General features: G+C 74.1%; 15 protein-coding genes. 7 read left to right on the forward strand and 8 right to left on the reverse strand.

Annotation, left to right across the window (positions count from 1 at the left end; genetic code table 11):
- Positions 1-31: 31 nt before the first annotated feature.
- The gene (locus ACPOLA_RS12580) at positions 32-1,201 is read left to right on the forward strand and encodes a calcium-binding protein (RefSeq protein WP_435770784.1); all 1,170 of its coding nucleotides are present in this window, start codon (positions 32-34) and stop codon (positions 1,199-1,201) included.
- Here the strand turns inward: ACPOLA_RS12580 and ACPOLA_RS12585 are convergent.
- Positions 1,153-2,361: a benzoate/H(+) symporter BenE family transporter gene (locus ACPOLA_RS12585; RefSeq protein ID WP_435770785.1), complete on the reverse strand. Its 1,209-nt coding sequence runs from the start codon at positions 2,359-2,361 to the stop codon at positions 1,153-1,155. The genes ACPOLA_RS12580 and ACPOLA_RS12585 overlap by 49 nt on opposite strands.
- A gap of 72 nt (positions 2,362-2,433) precedes the next feature.
- Here ACPOLA_RS12585 and ACPOLA_RS12590 point away from each other — a divergent pair, with 72 nt between their 5' ends.
- Positions 2,434-2,967: a helix-turn-helix domain-containing protein gene (locus ACPOLA_RS12590; RefSeq protein ID WP_435770786.1), complete on the forward strand. Its 534-nt coding sequence runs from the start codon at positions 2,434-2,436 to the stop codon at positions 2,965-2,967.
- Here the strand turns inward: ACPOLA_RS12590 and ACPOLA_RS12595 are convergent.
- Genes ACPOLA_RS12595 through ACPOLA_RS12605 form a run of 3 tightly spaced genes read right to left on the reverse strand, consistent with a single transcriptional unit; the run spans position 2,948 to position 7,406 of the window.
- Entirely contained in the window at positions 2,948-6,376 is a 3,429-nt protein-coding gene (locus ACPOLA_RS12595; protein WP_435770787.1) for a pyruvate carboxylase, read from the reverse strand. The genes ACPOLA_RS12590 and ACPOLA_RS12595 overlap by 20 nt on opposite strands.
- Positions 6,377-6,414: 38 nt before the next feature.
- Complete coding sequence (locus ACPOLA_RS12600; protein WP_435770788.1) at positions 6,415-6,726, reverse strand: DUF4873 domain-containing protein; 312 nt, start codon at positions 6,724-6,726, stop codon at positions 6,415-6,417.
- Positions 6,723-7,406 (reverse strand): TetR/AcrR family transcriptional regulator, encoded by a 684-nt coding sequence (locus ACPOLA_RS12605; RefSeq protein ID WP_435770789.1) that lies wholly within the window; start codon positions 7,404-7,406, stop codon positions 6,723-6,725. The genes ACPOLA_RS12600 and ACPOLA_RS12605 overlap by 4 nt, the downstream gene beginning before the upstream one ends.
- Positions 7,407-7,474: 68 nt before the next feature.
- Between ACPOLA_RS12605 and ACPOLA_RS12610 the strand changes: the two genes are divergently transcribed.
- Entirely contained in the window at positions 7,475-8,368 is an 894-nt protein-coding gene (locus ACPOLA_RS12610; protein ID WP_435770790.1) for an AurF N-oxygenase family protein, read from the forward strand.
- Positions 8,369-8,411: 43 nt separating this feature from the next.
- Here the strand turns inward: ACPOLA_RS12610 and ACPOLA_RS12615 are convergent, their stop codons facing one another.
- Together ACPOLA_RS12615 and ACPOLA_RS12620 are read right to left on the reverse strand one after the other, a co-directional pair.
- Positions 8,412-9,881 (reverse strand): PH domain-containing protein, encoded by a 1,470-nt coding sequence (locus tag ACPOLA_RS12615; protein WP_435770791.1) that lies wholly within the window; start codon positions 9,879-9,881, stop codon positions 8,412-8,414.
- Entirely contained in the window at positions 9,878-10,360 is a 483-nt protein-coding gene (locus ACPOLA_RS12620; protein WP_435770792.1) for a PH domain-containing protein, read from the reverse strand. The genes ACPOLA_RS12615 and ACPOLA_RS12620 overlap by 4 nt, the downstream gene beginning before the upstream one ends.
- A 159-nt stretch (positions 10,361-10,519) precedes the next feature.
- Between ACPOLA_RS12620 and ACPOLA_RS12625 the strand changes: the two genes are divergently transcribed.
- The gene (locus ACPOLA_RS12625) at positions 10,520-11,707 is read left to right on the forward strand and encodes a GGDEF domain-containing protein (protein ID WP_435770793.1); all 1,188 of its coding nucleotides are present in this window, start codon (positions 10,520-10,522) and stop codon (positions 11,705-11,707) included.
- A 28-nt stretch (positions 11,708-11,735) separates the two neighbouring features.
- Here the strand turns inward: ACPOLA_RS12625 and ACPOLA_RS12630 are convergent, their stop codons facing one another.
- Positions 11,736-13,532 carry an acetyl/propionyl/methylcrotonyl-CoA carboxylase subunit alpha gene (locus tag ACPOLA_RS12630; protein ID WP_435770794.1) on the reverse strand — a complete coding sequence of 599 codons (1,797 nt, stop codon included), beginning with the start codon at positions 13,530-13,532 and terminating at the stop codon, positions 11,736-11,738.
- A gap of 109 nt (positions 13,533-13,641) precedes the next feature.
- On the opposite strand from ACPOLA_RS12630, the gene ACPOLA_RS12635 reads away from it, so the two are divergent.
- Entirely contained in the window at positions 13,642-14,841 is a 1,200-nt protein-coding gene (locus ACPOLA_RS12635; RefSeq protein ID WP_435770795.1) for an acyl-CoA dehydrogenase family protein, read from the forward strand.
- Positions 14,842-14,868: 27 nt separating this feature from the next.
- On the opposite strand, the gene ACPOLA_RS12640 is transcribed toward ACPOLA_RS12635, so the two are convergent.
- Positions 14,869-15,468, reverse strand: coding sequence for a Maf family protein (locus ACPOLA_RS12640; protein WP_435770796.1), 600 nt, complete (start codon positions 15,466-15,468; stop codon positions 14,869-14,871).
- A 114-nt stretch (positions 15,469-15,582) separates the two neighbouring features.
- On the opposite strand from ACPOLA_RS12640, the gene ACPOLA_RS12645 reads away from it, so the two are divergent.
- Complete coding sequence (locus tag ACPOLA_RS12645; protein ID WP_435770797.1) at positions 15,583-16,098, forward strand: sigma-70 family RNA polymerase sigma factor; 516 nt, start codon at positions 15,583-15,585, stop codon at positions 16,096-16,098.
- A gap of 115 nt (positions 16,099-16,213) precedes the next feature.
- Complete coding sequence (locus tag ACPOLA_RS12650; protein WP_435770798.1) at positions 16,214-17,332, forward strand: hypothetical protein; 1,119 nt, start codon at positions 16,214-16,216, stop codon at positions 17,330-17,332.
- Positions 17,333-17,341 lie beyond the last annotated feature (9 nt).

Here is a 17,341-nt window from a genome sequence, read left to right on the forward strand (position 1 = left end):
GGAAAAGCTTCAGGCATCCGTTCTCGCACTGGTGACCGCCGTCGGAGGGCTGGGGGTGCTCGCCGCGGGCTCCGCGCCGGCCGCCGCGGCGCCACCGATGACGTGCGGCGGCAAGCCGGTCACCATCTTCACCGCGACCGACGGCAACGACGACCTGTTGGGCACAACCGGAGCGGACGTGGTGCACCTGGGCGCCGGTCACGACCGCTTCCAGGGCCTCGACGGCGACGACCTGGTCTGCGGCGGGTCCGGCAACGACAAGCTCTTCGGCGGTGAGGGCAACGACCACCTCTCCGGCCAGGACGGAAGGGACCGGCTCGGCGGTGGCGGCGGCAACGACCGGCTGTTCGGCGGCAACCACGCCGACACGCTGGTCGGCGGCGACGGCGACGACAGCAGCAAGGGCGGCAACGGCAACGACTACGTCTCGGAGACCGCCGGCGGCAACGACAAGATCGCGGGCGACGCCGGTCGCGACTACCTCAGCTACCGCAGGATCACCGACGGCTCGGTCCGCGTGGTGCTGTCCCGCGGCGAGGTGACGGGTGCGGCAGGCTTCGACAAGGTCGGCATCGAGACGGTCGAAGGCACGCCGCAGGGCGACGCCATGTACGGCAGTGCGGAGTCCGACGACCTGCGCGGTGGCGGTGGCGCCGACAAGATCCGCGGCGGGGCCGGCAACGACGTGCTCTACGCCTCCGGCGGGGTGGTCGACGGCGGCTCGGGCAACGACTTCATCGACGCCCGCGGCAGCGCCGTCGCCCGGGGCGGCGACGGCGCCGACAGCATCCGGATCCGCTCCGGGAGCGTGCGCGCCTACGGCGGTGCCGCCGCGGACGCCTTCAGCGTCGTCTCCTACGGAGCCACGCCGTACGTCGACGGCGACGGGGCGCTCAACCAGCTCTCCTTCGCGAGCTTCCGCCGCGGCCTGAGCGTCAACGTCGGCGAGGGCCGCGCCCGCTGGTCGGGCGGGTCGATGCGGTTCACCTCGATCGCGATCGTGCGCGGGTCCAAGCGGGCCGACACCCTGGTCGGGTCCTCCCGCGGCGACTACCTCGACGGCCTCCGGGGCGACGACGTCCTCCGCGGCGGTGGTGGCGGCGACCTGCTCGTCGGCCGCACCGGCTTCGACCGGGCGATCGGCGGCTCGGGCTACGACGTCTGCCGCGCGGAGTCCCGGTTCGGCTGCGAGCGCCGCTGATCCTCCGGGTTCCGCCCGAGCCGCAGGAAGGCCCGTAGCGCCAGGCCGACCAGCAGCGCCCAGAAGGCGGCGCCGATCCCCAGCAGGCTGACCCCCGAGGCGGCGACCACCAGCGTCGCGGCCGCCGCCTCGCGGTCGGCGACGTCGGCCAGGGCGTCCGCCAGCGACGAGGCCAGGGTGCCGAGCAGGGCGAGGCCGGCGGCGGCCTGCACCACGCCACCCGGCGCCGCGACCACCACCGCCACGACGATGCCGCTGGTCGCTGCCAGCACCAGGTACGTCGCGGAGGCGCTGACCGCGGCGAGCCAGCGTCGTGTCGGGTCGGGCCCGGCGTCGGGGCCGGCGGCGAGCGCCGCGCTGATCGCGGCGAGGTTGACGGCGTGCCCTCCGGAGGGTGCTCCGGCGACCGTCGCCAGCCCGGTGACGGCCAGGGACTCCCGCCACGGGACGCGGTAGCCGAAGCCGCTCATCACCGCGACGCCGGGCACGTTCTGCGATGCCATGGTGACGACGTAGAGCGGGAGGGCGATGCCGATCGCAGCGGACGCCGACCAGTGCGGCGCGGTCCAGGCGAGCTGCGGCACCAGCGTCGCGGTGCCGATGTCGCCGGTTGCGGCCACGGTGCCGAGGGCGACCGCCAGCGCGCCCGGCACGGCCCAGCGCCGGGCGATCCGCAGCAGCACCAGCCAGGTCAGCACGACGGGCGCCACCACCTCCGGCGAGGCCACGAGCGCGGTGACCGGCGCGAGGCACAGCGGCAGCAGCACGCCGGCCAGCATCGCCTTGGCCAGCGGGTGGGGGATGGTCGCGACGAGGTCTCCCAGCCGCGGGACCAGCGCGGTGAGCAGGATCAGCCCGCCGGTGACGACGAAGGCGCCGACGGCTGCGGCCCAGCCGCCGGAGACGCCGGCCGTCGAGGCGAGCAGCGCCGCTCCCGGCGTCGACCAGGCGACCGTGATCGGCATCCGGTGTCGGACGCTGAGCCAGAGCATCGCCAGGGCCTGCGTCACGCAGAGGGCCAGCAGCCCCGACGCCGCCTGCGCGGGCGTCGCGCCGACGGCGGCCAGCCCGGCGAGCACGACCACGAAGCTGCTGCTGAAGCCGACCACGGCCGCGACCACGCCGGCCACCACGGGTCCGTGGGTAGTGTCCTCGCCCATGCAGCCTCCTCCTCCCCGGCGATCGGGTAGCGTCGTTCTGTATACAGAACACTACGCGAAGCGGGGGTCGCGATGAGCCGGACCGGCGAGCTGGCCGGCGTCGGCGCGCGGATCCGCGGGCTCCGAGAGGCGCGCGGGCTCTCCCTGTCGGCCCTGGCCGCCGCCGCGGGCATCGGGAAGGGCTCCCTCTCCGAGCTCGAGAACGGCCAGCGCAACCCGACGCTCGACACGCTGTACGCCGTCGCCGCGCCGCTGGGCGTGCCGCTCGCGGCCCTGCTCGACGACCACGACGGCGCGGTCGTGGCCGGCGCCGGCATCGTCGCCACCCGCGTGCGGGTGGTGCGCGAGCCGGGTCGCACCACGGAGGTCTACCTGCTGCGCCTGGCCGCCGGCGCCGAGCGACGCTCGCCCGCCCACTCCGTCGGAGTGGAGGAGCAGCTGGTCGTGCTCACCGGCTCCGCCGTGGTGGAGCACGACGGCCGGGTGCTCACCGCCGGACCGGGGGACCACGTGCGGTTCCCGGCCGACCGCCCGCACCTCTACCGGGCCGGCTCCGATGAGCCGCTCGAGGCCGTCAACGTGATCGTCACCCCAGCACGAGGATGAGGTCGCCGCCCTCGACCTGCTGGGTGCCGGTGATCGCGAGCCGACGTACCGTCCCGTCGCGGGGCGCGGTGATCGCGGCCTCCATCTTCATCGCCTCGATCGTCGCGACCGGGTCGCCGGCCGCCACCCGGTCGCCCTCGGCGACGGTGACGGTGACCGCACCCTGGAACGGTGCCGCCAGGTGGCTGTCGTCGGCGGGGTCGGCCTTCTCGGCCGCGGCGACCTCGGCGGCGACGGACCGGTCGCGGACGCTGACCGGGCGCAGCTGGCCGTTCACCCGGCACATCACCGTGCGGTAGCCGCGCTCGTCGGGCTCGCTGATCGCCTCGAGCTCGAGCAGCAGGCGCTTGCCCTCCTCGATCTCCACGGCGTGCTCCTCGCCCTGCACGAGGCCGTAGAGGTAGTCGAGGGTGGAGACGACGGAGACGTCGCCGTACGACGACCGGGCGGCCTCGAACTCCTTGGTGGGGCCGGGGAAGAGCAGCCGGTTGAGGGTGCGCCGGCGGTCGGTGACCAGCCCGTGCTGCTGCTCGCCGGTCAGCTCGGCGGCCGGCGGCTCCCACGTGCGCCCCGCCAGGGCCTTGCTCCGGAACGGCTCCGGCCACCCGCCCGGCGGGTCGCCGAGCTCGCCGTGGAGGAACCCGATCACCGAGGCGGGGATGTCGTACCTCTGCGGGTCCGCGGCGAACTCGGCCGGGTCGGCGCCCAGGCCGACGAGTGCGAGGGCGAGGTCGCCGATCACCTTCGAGCTCGGGGTGACCTTGGGGACGTTGCCGAGGATGTCGTTGGCCGCGGCGTACATGTCCTCGACCTGCTCGAACTTCTCGCCCAGGCCGAGCGCGATGGCCTGCTGGCGCAGGTTGGAGAGCTGGCCGCCGGGAATCTCGTGGCGGTACACGCGCCCGGTCGGCGAGGCCAGGCCGGACTCGAACGGCGCGTAGACGCGGCGCACCGCCTCCCAGTAGGGCTCGAGCGCGCCGACGGCGGCGACGTCGAGCCCGGTCTCCCGGTCGCTGTGGTCGGTGGCGGCGACCAACGCGGTCAGCGAGGGCTGCGACGTGGTGCCCGACATCGACGCGGCGGCGGCGTCGACCGCGTCCACGCCGGCGTCGATCGCGGCGAGCAGCGTGGCGAGCTGGCCGCCGGGGGTGTCGTGGGTGTGCAGGTGCACCGGCAGGTCGAACCGCTCGCGCAGCGCGGTGACCAGGCGCCGGGCGGCCGGCGCCCGGAGCAGGCCCGCCATGTCCTTGATGGCCAGCACGTGCGCGCCCGCGTCGACGATCTGCTCGGCGAGCCGCAGGTAGTAGTCCAGCGTGTAGAGCCGCTCGCCGGGGTCGGAGAGGTCGCCGGTGTAGCAGAGCGCGACCTCCGCGACGGCGGTGCCGGTCTCGCGGACGGCGTCGATCGCCGGCCGCATCTGGGAGACGTCGTTGAGCGCGTCGAAGATCCGGAACACGTCGAGGCCGGTGGCCACGGCCTCCTCGACGAAGGCGGAGGTCACCTCCGTGGGGTACGGCGTGTAGCCGACCGTGTTGCGCCCGCGCAGCAGCATCTGCAGGCAGAGGTTGGGCATCGCCTCGCGCAGCGCGGCGAGGCGCTCCCACGGGTCCTCGTTGAGGAAGCGCAGCGCGACGTCGTAGGTGGCGCCGCCCCAGGCCTCGACCGACCAGAGCTGCGGCGTGGTGCGGGCGACGTGCCCCGCCGCGCCGAGCAGGTCGACGGTCCGCACCCGGGTGGCGAGCAGGCTCTGGTGCGCGTCGCGGAAGGTCGTCTCGGTGACGGCCACCCGGTTCTGCTCGCGGAGCCGCCGGGCGAACTCCTCCGGGCCCAGGCTCAGCAGCTGCTGCCGCGAGCCGTCGGGCGGCGGGACGGTGAGGTCGATCTCGGGCAGCTTGGCGGTCGGCGGCAGCGAGACCGGCGCGTCGCCGTACGGCTTGTTGACGGTGACCTCCGCCAGGTACTGCAGCAGCATCGACCCGCGGTCGCTGGAGGACCCGGCCGACAGCAGGTGCGGATGGGTCTCGATGAACGACGTGGTGATCGCGCCGGACACGAAGTCGGGGTCGGCCAGCACCCGCTGCAGGAAGCCGATGTTGGTGGAGACGCCGCGGATCCGGAACTCCGCGACGGCGCGGCTGGCCTTCTGCACCGCCTTCTCGAACGTCGCGCCCCGGCAGGTCAGCTTCGCGAGCATCGAGTCGAAGTGCGGGCTGACCTCGGCGCCGTTGTAGGTGGTGCCGCCGTCGAGCCGGACGCCCGGGCCGCCGGGGGAGCGGTAGGTGGTGATCTTGCCGGTGTCGGGCCGGAACCCGTTGGCGGGGTCCTCGGTGGTGATCCGGCACTGCAGGGCGGCGCCACGCAGCCGGACCGTCTCCTGGGAGAGCCCGAGGTCGGCGAGCGTCTCGCCGGCGGCGATCCGCAGCTGCGCCTGGACGAGGTCGACGTCGGTGACCTCCTCGGTCACCGTGTGCTCGACCTGGATGCGCGGGTTCATCTCGATGAAGACGTGGTTGCCGTCCGCGTCGAGGAGGAACTCCACCGTGCCGGCGTTGCGGTAGCCGATGGAGGAGGCGAACCGCACCGCGTCCGCGCAGATCCGCTCCCGCAGCTCCGGGTCCAGGTTGGGCGCGGGCGCGATCTCGACCACCTTCTGGTGGCGACGCTGCACCGAGCAGTCCCGCTCGAAGAGGTGGATGGTCGCGCCGGTGGCGTCGGCCAGCACCTGCACCTCGATGTGGCGCGGGTCCACCACGGCCTGCTCCACGAACACGCGGGGGTCGCCGAAGGCGGCCTCCGCCTCGCGCATGCAGGTCTCGATCGCCGCGCGCAGCTCCTCCCGGGCCGTGCCGTCGGTGCCGCCGGTGCCACCGGGGCCGCCGGCGCCACTGGGGCCGTCCACCCGCCGCATGCCGCGGCCGCCGCCTCCGGCGACCGCCTTCACGAACAGCGGGAACGGCAGCTCGCCGGCCGCGGCGAGCAGCTCCTCGACATCGGTGGAGGGCGGCACGCTGGCCAGCGTCGGTACGCCGGCGTCGTGGGCCGCCGCGATGGCCCGGGCCTTGTTGCCGGTCAGCTCCAGCACCGAGGCGTCGGGGCCGATGAAGGTGATGCCCGCCGCCGCGCAGGCCTCGGCGAGCGCTGGGTTCTCGGAGAGGAAGCCGTAGCCGGGGTAGACCGCGTCCGCACCGCACTCCACGGCGACGCGCACGATCTCGTCGGGGTCGAGGTAGGAGCGCACCGGGTGTCCGCGCTCGCCGATCTCGTAGGCCTCGTCGGCCTTGAACCGGTGCTCGGACCACCGGTCCTCGAAGGGGAAGACCGCGACCGTGGTCGCGCCCACCTCCCACGCCGCGCGAAACGCGCGAACCGCGATCTCTCCCCTGTTGGCGACCAAGACCTTCGAGAACACGGGCCCACCCTAGGGGGGCGCCGGTGCCGGGTGCTCGGTCAGAACGGCGGCTGGCCGGTTCCGGCCACCCGGAACCGCCCCCAGGGGTCGAGGTCGGACAGCCGGCCCTCGGCCTCCCCGCGGGCCGTGCGCACCCGGACGGCGCTGCCGCTGCGCACCGCGTCCAGGGTCGCCGCGGGCGCGATCCGGCCGTACCAGTGGAACCGCCCGTCGAGCGGCTGGAACACCCCGCGCAGCGTCACGTCGACCTCGTGCTCGGCGTCGTCGACGACCACGACCGCCGGTCCGTCGTACGCCTCCGACGGGCCGGTCGGGGGGTGGGCGTCGGGCTGCGGCTGCTGCTCGGTCATCGGCGGTCCTCCTTGCGGATCGGGGTCACGTCGGGCTGCGGGTCGAGGTCGGCCAGCTGTACGCCGTACTCCTCGGCGGCGCCGGAGAGGGCGTGCCAGATGAACTCGCCGAGGTAGCCGACGACGGCGGACCGCGACATCGTGCGGCGCTCCAGCCACCACTGGCCCACCGAGGTGCCCAGCCCGACCACCGCGTGGGCCCAGGGCTCGGCCGCTCCGGCGTCGCCGCCGAGGGCACGCAGCGAGTCGCCCAGCAGCCGCGCGAGCTTGGCGGCCACCAGGCTCTTGCCGTCGGCGAGGGGGTCGACGCCGCCGGCGTGCTGCCGGCTCAGCAGCAGGAACGACTGTGGGTGCTCGGCGATCGTGTCGAGGTAGGCCGCGACGCCGGCGTTGACCCGGTCGCGCGCGGCGGCCGGGGCGAGGACCGCCTCGACCACCCGCTCCAGGACGAGCTCGGCGCCCCAGGTGCCGACGGCGGCGTGCAGCTCGGCCTTGTCGCTGAAGTAGCGGTAGAGCACGGGCTTGCTGACCCCGGCCTCGGCGGCGATGTCGGCGATGGACGCGTCCGGCCCGAGCCGGTCGATGGCGCGCACGGCGGCCTGGACGAGCTCGGAGCGGCGCTGCGCACGGTGGTCGTCCCAGCGCGTGGTGCGGCCGTCGCTCTTGACCTTGGAAGGCATGGCCGTCACAGTAGCCGATAGACGTTACTCGCGGTAATAGTTATCTGAGACCCGGAGGTCCACCCACCATGACGCTCACCGAGCCCACTCCCGACGCGCTGTCCGAGCGGCTGCTCCGCTCCACCGCCCGCCAGTCCTACGACCCCGAGGTCGACATCGACTGGTCGGCACCGCCGGTCGCGGGGCTGTGGTGGATGCAGCCCGAGCGGGTCTCGCTCTACGGCACGAAGCTGTGGGACCGGCTGTCGGAGGAGGAGCGGATCACCCTCTCGGCGCACGAGGTGGCGAGCATCGCCAGCGTCGGCATCTGGTTCGAGGTGGTGCTGATGCAGCTGCTGCTGCGCGAGGTCTACGACAGCGATCCTCGCGACGCGCGCACGCAGTTCGCCCTCACCGAGGTGGGGGACGAGACCCGCCACGCGGTGATGTTCGGCCGTGCCATCTCCTCTGTCGGCGTCCCGGCCTACGGACCGCGCCCCCGTGCCCGGGCCGTGGCCCGCCTCGGCAAGGTCGCGCTCCGCGGGCCCAGCGCGTACGCCGCCACGCTCATCGGCGAGGAGCCGGTGGACCGCTGGCAGCGCGACCTCGCGCGGGACGAGCGGGTGCAGCCGCTGGTGCGGATGGTGGCGCGGATCCACGTCACCGAGGAGGCCCGCCACGTCACCTTCGCCCGCGAGGAGCTCGCGAAGGCCACCCGCTCCCTCGGTCGCACCCGTCGCGCCTGGCACCAGGCCATCACCGCCCAGGCCGCCTACACCACCATGCGCTCGCTCGTGCATCCCGACGTGTACGCCGCGGTCGGGATCGACCCCGCCGAGGGACGGCGCGCGGCCCTGGGCAACGAGGCCTACCGAGAGACCATCGCCTGGATGGGCGAGAAGATGATGCCGTTCCTGCAGGAGCAGGGACTGGTGGGCCGGGCTCACCGGCGCACGTGGCGGGCGTCCTTCCTGCTGCGCTGAGCGGCGCGGCGGCCCGCGATCGATCAGCGCGATCAGCGTTCGATCAGCGCGGCCCGGCGGCGAACTGGGCCAGCAATCCGGGCGTCGCCGCCTCCGCGAGCGCCAGCGCGGCGGCGGGCGGGGCGTCGTACACCTGGATCCGGCCGCTGCCGCCGGCGGTCGTCGCGGTCACGGTGACCAGCCCGGCGCGACGCTGGAACCAGGTGTCGCGCAGGTTCCAGCCGATGACGTGGTCGGCGGCCAGCGCGTCGCGGCTGCGCGTGAGGGACCCCGACCGCATCACCACGTGCCGGTCGATGCAGGCGTGGCCCAGCGAGGCGGCACGGTCCCGAGCGAGGGCGACCGCTCCGGCGACCGCGAGGGCGGCCAGCACCAGCAGCCAGGGCGGAGCGCCGAGCACCACGCCGGTCACCGCGAGCGCCACGACCGGGAGCGCCCCGATCACGGCTCGCACGTAGCGGCGTCGGACCGCGGCCGGGCCGTGCGGGATCAGTGCTCCCTCGAGCGGACGCGCACTGCCGAGGACCGCCGCCGCGGCAGGCCGGACCACCGCCGCCGGTGCCGGCGGGAGCAGCACGGCCGACCCGGCGGAGCCGCCGCGCAGCCCGGTCACGATCGCGTCGAGCCGGCGACCGCGGGCGACCCGCATCGCCGCTGACTCGCCGACCCTGACCCCGGCGAGCCGGGCGATGTCGATGCTCGTCTCGCGCCGGGTGAGCAGGCCGCGGCGCACGTGCCAGGCGGCGCCCTCGCGGGAGAGCAGGAAGCCGCCGTTGGTGACGAGGTAGCCGGCCACGGTGAGCACCACGGCGAGCGCGAGGGCGCCCACGACGAGCGCGCCGACGAGCGCCCCGGTGACCGAGGGGAGGTCGTCCTCGGTGACCCGCAGCTGGACCACCTCGGTCAGCTGGAGCGCACCACCGATGGCGGCCCCACCGGCGACGAGCCCCGCGTTGCTGAACGGGGCGTAGCGCAGCCAGCCCGGGCTGAAACGGGCCACGGTCAACGCACCGGCGTCCGCGCCCTCGGCGGGCGCCGGGCCGCCGCCCGTCGGCCCGGCCGGCCCACCCGGCGCCACGGCCTGCCGCGCCTCCAGCAGCTGTGCGCGCAGCCGGGCGGCCTCCTGGCGGGGCAGCGCGTCCAGCTCCAGACGCTCGGCGGCGTCCGTGGCGGCGCTGCCGGTGCCGATCACGACCGTCGTCAGGCCCAGCACCCGGTGGATGGGCGAGGCGGTGAGGTCGACGGTGCGGACCCGGTCGACGGCTGCGGACAGGGCGTGCCGCTGGAGCACGCCGCGGCGGAGCTCGACGCGGCCGGCCGCGATCCGCCAGCTCGTCGTCAGGTAGCGGACGACGCCGACGGCGACCGGGGCGAGCACGCCGAGGAGGGTCCACGGCCCGGCGCCCGACGCGCCTCCCGCCACGACGATGCCGATCAGCACGGGCAGGAACCTGCCCACCTCGCGGATCGGGTGGACCAGCAGCATCCGGGGGTCGAGCCGCTGCCACGTCACGTCGCGTCGCCCTCCACCAGGTCGGCCTTGAGGGTCAGGTCGTCGACCAGCCGGAGCGCGACGTCGCGGTCCAGGCCGTCGATGCGCAGCGGGCCCGCGGCGGAGGCGGTCGTGACGGTGACGGTCGCCAGGCCGAACGCCCGGGCGAGCACGCCCTGGGCGAGGTCGACGGTCTGCACCCGCGACATCGGGGCGATCCGCCGCTCGCGGGCCCACCAGCCGCGCTGGGTGTAGACCGCCGTGGTCGAGACCTCCCAGCGGTGCACCGCGTAGCGCCACTGCGGCACGATCACGGCGACGGCCACACATCCGGTCACCACGGCGCCGAGCAGCCACCACCGCAGGGATCCGGGGACGAAGGCGAGGGCGGCCCCGCCCAGGGCGACCGCCGCGACCGCGGCCTCGATCCCGAGCTCGACGTGCCACATGCCGCGGGCGCGGGGGCTGACCCGGTGGGCGGGGTCGCGCAACTCGTTCACGCGGCGAGCCTACGGCCCGTCGACGACCGCCCCGGACGGGACCTTGGTCCCGAGGACCGGGTCCCGAAATGACCACCGGGTCGAGCCCATCGGCCAATTCTGCGGAGCCTGCTCGCGGTTCGGCCGACCGTCCGTCCGTGGCGGCCCTAGCCTCGAACCGTGCTCGACACCCCCACCCTCCGCGTCGCCTTCGGGCTCGTCGCGATCTGCGTGCTGGTGTTGTTCTACGGCGTCACCTACCGGTCCACGCGGGCCGCGTACAGCGGCTGGTGGTGCCTGTCCCTGGCCGCGTTCCTGTTCGGCGCGCTGCTGTACCTCTTCAACGGCACGGCCCTCCAAGTGGTCGCCAACCCGATGGGCAACGGCATCGCGGTGCTCGGATCGGCCCTCGTCTGGGCGGGCGCGCGCTCCCTGCGCGGGCGCGGCGTCTCCGCGCCGCAGCTCGCGCTCGTGCCCGTCGTCGTCGTGGTCGCGGCGCTCCTCGACGACCCGGTCCACGACGTGTGGACCGGTGGCGCGGTCTTCCTCGTCGGCATGGCGCTGTGCATCGGCCTGTCCGCCCACGAGCTGCAGGCGTTGCTGCGCGAACAGCGGCCGTGGACGGTCGAGCGCGCGCAGTTCCGGTTCGCGGTCCTCTCCATGGCGTTCGCGTCGGGCGGTCTCGCCGTCTTCTACCTGCTGCGGGCCGCGGTCTTCGTCGCGGTCGGTCCCGAGCACTTGCTCTTCCGGACGGCGTTCGGCAGCCAGGTCACCACGATCCTCACGATGCTGCTGCTGGTCGTGGTCACCTTCAGCATGTCCGCGTTCAGCCACGAGCAGCAGACCTCCGAGCTGCGGGTCCGGGCGACCCGCGACGGGCTGACCGGGGTGCTGAACCGCGGGGAGTTCCTGGCCGCCGCCCAGCGGGAGGCCGACCACGTCGCGTCCCGCGTGACGGCCGCCGTGATGGTCGCCGACCTCGACCGGTTCAAGGCCCTCAACGACGGCTACGGCCACGCGGCGGGCGACCGGGCGCTCACCGCCTTCGCCGACGCGTGCCGCGACGTCGTCGGCCACGACGGCATCGTCGGGCGTCTCGGCGGCGACGAGTTCGTGCTGATGACGGTGGGCGCCGAGCCGGAGCTGGTCGCCGCCGAGATCAGCCGCCGCTACCACCAGGTCGCCGCGGGCGCGCCGCACCCGACGGTGAGCTTCGGGATCGCGGCGGTGGAGCCGGGGGCGGAGGTCAGTGAGGTGGTGACCCACGCCGACGCCGCCCTCTACCGCGCGAAGGCTGCCGGGCGCGACCGCGCCGTGCGGTACGACGCCGCGGCGCCGGTGCCGGCCCCCACGCGTCGTACGGCCTGACGGGCGGAGGCACGGCCGGCGCTCCGGGTCAGTCCTTGAGCTCGCAGACGACCTCGCCGTTGGTGACGGTCGCGCCGATCTCGGCCTTCAGCCCGGTCACCGTGCCGGCCTTGTGCGCCTTGAGCGGCTGCTCCATCTTCATCGCCTCGATGACCACGACCACGTCGCCCTCGGCGACCTGCTGGCCCTCCTCGACGGCGACCTTGACGACCGTCCCCTGCATCGGGCTGGTGACGGAGTCACCGCTGGCCGCGGCGCCGGCCTTCTTGCCGGCCGCGCGCTTGGGCTTGCCCTTCGCCGCGCCGGCCGCCGGGCCAGCCGCGAGGCCGCCGAGCCCGGCGGGGATGACGACCTCGACGCGCTTGCCGCCGACCTCGACCACCACGGTCTGCTTCTCGCCCGGCTCCTCGGCCTGTCCGGCCTCGCCGCCGTAGGGCTGGATCTGGTTGTCGAACTCGGTCTCGATCCAGGTGGTGTAGACGCTGAACTCGCCCTCGCCGGCGGGGTTCGAGGCCCCGACGTACGCGGGGTCGTCGATGACGGTGCGGTGGAAGGGGATCACGGTCGGCATGCCGTCAACGACGAACTCGTCGAGCGCGCGGCGGGAGCGCTCGAGGGCCTGCGTGCGGTCCCGGCCGGTCACGATTAGCTTCGCGATCAGCGAGTCGAACGAGCCGGGGATGGTCTCGCCCTTCTCGTAGCCGCCGTCGACGCGGATGCCAGGTCCCTGCGGCGGCGCCCACTCGGTGAGCGTCCCGGGCGCGGGCATGAAGTTGCGGCCGCCGTCCTCGGCGTTGATGCGGTACTCGATGGAGTGGCCGCGGATCTCGGGGTCGTCGTAGCCCAGCTCCTCGCCGGCCGCGATCCGGAACATCTCCCGGACGAGGTCGATCCCGGTGACCTCCTCGGAGACGCAGTGCTCGACCTGGAGGCGGGTGTTGACCTCGAGGAAGGAGATGGTGCCGTCGCGGCCCACGAGGAACTCGCAGGTGCCGGCGCCGACGTAGCCGGCCTCCTTGAGGATCGCCTTGGAGGACTCGTAGAGCCGCTTGACCTGCTCGTCGGAGAGGAACGGGGCAGGGGCCTCCTCGACCAGCTTCTGGTGGCGCCGCTGCAGCGAGCAGTCGCGGGTCGACACCACCACGACGTTGCCGTGCTGGTCGGCGAGGCACTGGGTCTCGACGTGGCGCGGGCGGTCGAGGAACTTCTCGACGAGGCACTCACCGCGACCGAAGGCGGCGACGGCCTCGCGGACCGCCGACTCGTACTGCTCGGGGATCTCCTCCAGCGTGCGGGCGACCTTGAGCCCGCGGCCGCCGCCGCCGAAGACCGCCTTGATGGCGACCGGCAGGCCGTTGGCCTTCGCGAACTCGACGACCTCGTCGGCGTCCTTGACCGGGTCCTTGGTGCCGGGGGCGAGCGGGGCGTTGGCCTTCTGGGCGATCTGCTTGGCCTTGGCCTTGTCGCCGAGCGCGTCGATGGCGGCGGGCGACGGGCCGATCCAGACCAGCCCGGCGTCGATCACGGCCTGGGCGAAGTCGGCGTTCTCGGCGAGGAAGCCGTAACCGGGGTGCACCGAGTCGGCGCCCGAGCGCTTCGCGACGTCGATGATCTTCTCGATGGAGAGGTAGGACTCGGCCGGGGTCGAGCCGCCGAGCGAGTACGCCTCGTCGGCGAGCCGGACGAAGATCGCGTTGGCGTCGGGCTCGGCGTAGACGGCGACGCTGCCGATGCCGGCGTCCTTCGCGGCACGGATCACCCGGACGGCGATCTCGCCACGGTTGGCGATCAGGACCTTGCGCAGCGGCTGCACGGACTGGGACACGGGGAACTCCTGTCGGGCGGTCGGTGGCGGTGGATCGGCACGCCACCGCCGGAGTCTAGGGGTCGGCGGTGGTTAACAAACGTTAACCTCATCATCTAGGATGGCGGCCATGACGCAGTTCGAGCTGTCCCGCGAGCACGAGGAGTTCCGCCGCACTGTCCGCGACTTCGCCGACTCCGCGATCCGGCCGCACGTGGCCGCGTGGGACCGGGCCCACCACTTCCCGACCGACGTGGTGCGGCGAATGGGCGGCCTCGGGCTGTTCGGGCTCACCGCCCCCGAGGAGTACGGCGGCGCGGGGCTCGACGCCTCCGACGGACCGTTCACCTCGCTGTGCCTGGCGATCGAGGAGCTGGGCCGCGTCGACCAGTCGCTCGGGATCACCCTCGAGGCGGGCGTCGGCCTGGGGATCAACCCGATCCTCACCTTCGGCACCGAGGAGCAGAAGGAGACCTGGCTGCCCGACCTGGTCGCGGGCCGGCGACTGGCCGGGTTCGGCCTGACCGAGCCGGGAGCGGGGTCCGACGCGGGCGCGACCAGGACCCGGGCCGAGCTCGACGGCGGCGAGTGGGTGATCAACGGTGCCAAGCAGTTCATCACCAACTCCGGCTCCGACATCACCTCGCTGGTCACCGTCACGGCCCGCACCGGGCTCTCGGAGTCGGGCAAGCCCGAGATCTCGGCGATCCTCGTGCCCGCGGGGACGCCCGGGTTCGTCGCCGAGCCGGCGTACGACAAGCTCGGCTGGAACATCTCCGACACCCATCCGCTGACCTTCACCGACTGCCGGGTGCCCGAGGGCAACCTCGTCGGCGAGCGCGATCGCGGCTTCGCCCAGTTCCTCGCCATCCTCGACGACGGCCGGGTCGCGATCGCCGCCCTCGCCGTCGGGCTTATCCAGGCCTGCGTCGACCTCTGCGTCGAGTACGCGCTGGACCGCCAGACGATGGGCGGGCCGATCGGCCGCAAGCAGGGTGTGGCGTTCCAGATCGCCGACCTGGAGGTGATGCTGCACGCCTCCCGGCTGCTCACCTACCGCGCCGCGGCGATGAAGGACGCGATGATCGGCGGCGGCGGCCCGAGCATGCGGGAGTTCAAGCACGCCGCCTCGGTCGCCAAGCTCTACACCAGCGAGTCGGCCGTGACCGCGACGCGGATCGCGACCCAGGTCTTCGGCGGCTACGGCTTCATGGAGGAGTACGCCGTGGCGCGGTTCTACCGCGACGCCAAGATCCTGGAGATCGGCGAGGGCACCTCCGAGGTGCAGCGGATGCTCATCGCCCGCGGACTCGGGCTGCCGGTGGAGTAGCGCCCTCCGCCGCGCCGGGGATCGGCCTCAGCGGGCCCAGAGGTCGGTCCACCGGTGACCGAGCTCGCGGACCAGGTTGCGCACCAGCGGCAGGCTGACCCCCACCACGTTGTGGTGGTCACCCTCGATGCCGGTGACGAAGCCGCCCCCGAGACCGTCGACCGTGAACGCCCCCGCGACGTGCAGCGGCTCGCCGGTGGCGACGTACGCCTCGATCTCGGCGTCCTCGACGTCGGCGAAGTGGACCACCGTCGAGGCGGTCGCCGCCGCCTGCTGTGCGGTCGCGACGTCGCGCAGGCAGTGGCCGGTGTGCAGGACGCCGGAGCGGCCGCGCATCGCGCGCCACCTATTGACCGCGTCGTCCGGGCCGGCCGGCTTGCCGAGGGCCTCGCCGTCCAGCTCCAGCACGGAGTCGCAGCCCAGGACGACGGCGTCCGCCGCGATGTCCGACCGGGTGGCCACCGCGTCGCACTTGAGCTCCGCGAGCCGCAGCGCCAGCTCGGCCGGGGGGACGCCCGTCACCTGCGACTCGTCGACGCCGGACACCACGACCTCGGGGTCGAAGCCGGCGTTGCGGAGGGTCGTCAGGCGGGCGGGGGAGGCGGACGCGAGCACGAGCACCGGCACGTCGTCACCCTACTGACGCGACGGCGATGCAACCTTCACACCCGGCCGCGGGTCGTGGTGGTGACAGGCTGCGCCCCACGAGGGGCCGGCGAGGGGCCGACGAGAGGAGGTGCCGTGGCCGATGTCTCGGGTGACCCGATCCAGCGGTGTTTCGACGGGTGCTACCGGCGGCTGGTGGGTCAGCTGTACGGCGTGTGCGGCGACCTCGCCGAGGCCGAGGAGGTCGTCGCGGAGGCGTTCGCCAGGGCGGTTGCCTCCCGCCGCGCCTTCGAGCGGCTCGAGCGCCCCGAGGCGTGGCTGCGGACCGTCGCGGTGAACGTGGCGCGCACGCGACGGCGGCGGGCGGCGATGGCGGACCGGCTGCTGCGCCGTACGACGCCCGCCGGGCCGCGGCGCGACGTGGATCTCAGCGAGCAGCGGCTCCTCGTCGTCGCTGCGCTGCGCGCGCTGCCGGCCTCCCAGCGCGAGGCGCTCGCGCTCCACTACCTCGCCGACCTGCCCGTCGCAGAGGTCGCCGAGACGCTGGGCGTGCCCGTCGGAACCGTCAAGGCGCGGCTCAGCCGAGGTCGAGCGGCGCTGCTCGCGCTCCTCGAGTCCCAGTCGCTCGTGCCTGGAGGTGCTCATGACTGACCCACTGTTGGACGGGCGTCGGACCATCGCCCGCCGTGCCGCGGAGGCGGCGGAGGTCCCCGACTATGCATCGGTGCTCCGGCGAGGTCGCCGCCGCCGCACTCGCCGTCGAACGATGGCCCTCGGCACCGCGGCTGCGTCCGTCGCCGCGGTCGTGGCGGTCACCCAGGTGGTCGGTTCCGGGAACGGCGGGGCGCCGCCCGGGCCGGTCGATCGATCCAGCGAGGCGCCCACGGCGACGACGACTCGCGGGACCGATCACGTCACGGGTCTCGCAGCACTCGTCGACGGCGCCGAGGCCCGGATCGTCTCGATGGCGGTCACCACCGGCGATCCGGAGGGGATGGCGACGGTGTGGCAGGTCGAGGACGGCCGTGCGGTGCTGGCGTTGACCGATGACGGCTACGCCACGCGCACGCTGCTGGAGGTGCCGACCACGACGAGGGTCCACCAGGCCGGCCGGGGGCGGTTCGTGCTGGTCGACGGTCTGCCGACGAAGCGGGTCAGGGTCGTGGCCTCCGATGGCACGACGACGCCGGTGACGGTGTCTCCGTCCGAGGCGCCCCTCGCCGAGGGCGAGGTGCCGATCGTGACCGGCACGCAGAGCCGGCAGATCGTGGGGGTCGCCACCGACGGCACCGCCCACCGTGTGCCGACGCCGAAGGGGATGGTCGACGTCCGGTCGCTCGGGGGTCGCCTCGTGGGCATCGCCTTCGACCGCACCGCGGTCTACCACTGGACCGACGACGGCGGCGCCACGTGGGACGCCCGGGACCTCGGCGTCGACACGGTCTTCGCCTCGCCGCTCGAGTCACCGCCGGGGCACGACCACGCGGTGGTGGAGGGCGCCGACGGAGCGACGTTGTTCCCCTTGGTGGCGCTGCACACCGCGAGCGCGGGCGACCCCACCGAGTGGACCCGCACGGCGTTGCAGGACCGGGCGGTGCACTGGACCGTCGACGGTGGCTGGGTCGACGCCGACGGAGTCAGGTTGCTCCTCACCGGCGAGCCGGCAGGGCGGCGCCGAGGCCCGTCGGAGGCCGGCGTCTTCCGCGTGGTCGACGGCGAGCTGGAGAAGGTCTCCGGCCTCGGCGACGTGCGGAAGGACGGCAGCCTCCAGATGCTTCTCGTCGAGTACGCCGACGGCCCCGTCGTCTGGATCGCCGGCGAGGGGCACGAGGTGTGGCGGACCACCGACGGCGGTGTCACCTGGGAGCCCTTCCGCGCGCGCTGATGGCGCCCG

The sequence above is a fragment of the Nocardioides proteolyticus genome, assembly GCF_051280635.3.
Classification (GTDB): domain Bacteria; phylum Actinomycetota; class Actinomycetes; order Propionibacteriales; family Nocardioidaceae; genus Nocardioides.

What these genes read in the sequence shown, in the direction of transcription:
- ACPOLA_RS12585 (WP_435770785.1), bottom strand. Translation starts at nt 2,361, where the DNA reads ATGGGCGAGGACACTACCCACGGACCCGTGGTGGCCGGCGTGGTCGCG.
- ACPOLA_RS12590 (WP_435770786.1), top strand. Translation starts at nt 2,434, where the DNA reads ATGAGCCGGACCGGCGAGCTGGCCGGCGTCGGCGCGCGGATCCGCGGG.
- ACPOLA_RS12600 (WP_435770788.1), bottom strand. Translation starts at nt 6,726, where the DNA reads ATGACCGAGCAGCAGCCGCAGCCCGACGCCCACCCCCCGACCGGCCCG.
- ACPOLA_RS12605 (WP_435770789.1), bottom strand. Translation starts at nt 7,406, where the DNA reads ATGCCTTCCAAGGTCAAGAGCGACGGCCGCACCACGCGCTGGGACGAC.
- ACPOLA_RS12610 (WP_435770790.1), top strand. Translation starts at nt 7,475, where the DNA reads ATGACGCTCACCGAGCCCACTCCCGACGCGCTGTCCGAGCGGCTGCTC.
- ACPOLA_RS12635 (WP_435770795.1), top strand. Translation starts at nt 13,642, where the DNA reads ATGACGCAGTTCGAGCTGTCCCGCGAGCACGAGGAGTTCCGCCGCACT.
- ACPOLA_RS12650 (WP_435770798.1), top strand. Translation starts at nt 16,214, where the DNA reads ATGGCCCTCGGCACCGCGGCTGCGTCCGTCGCCGCGGTCGTGGCGGTC.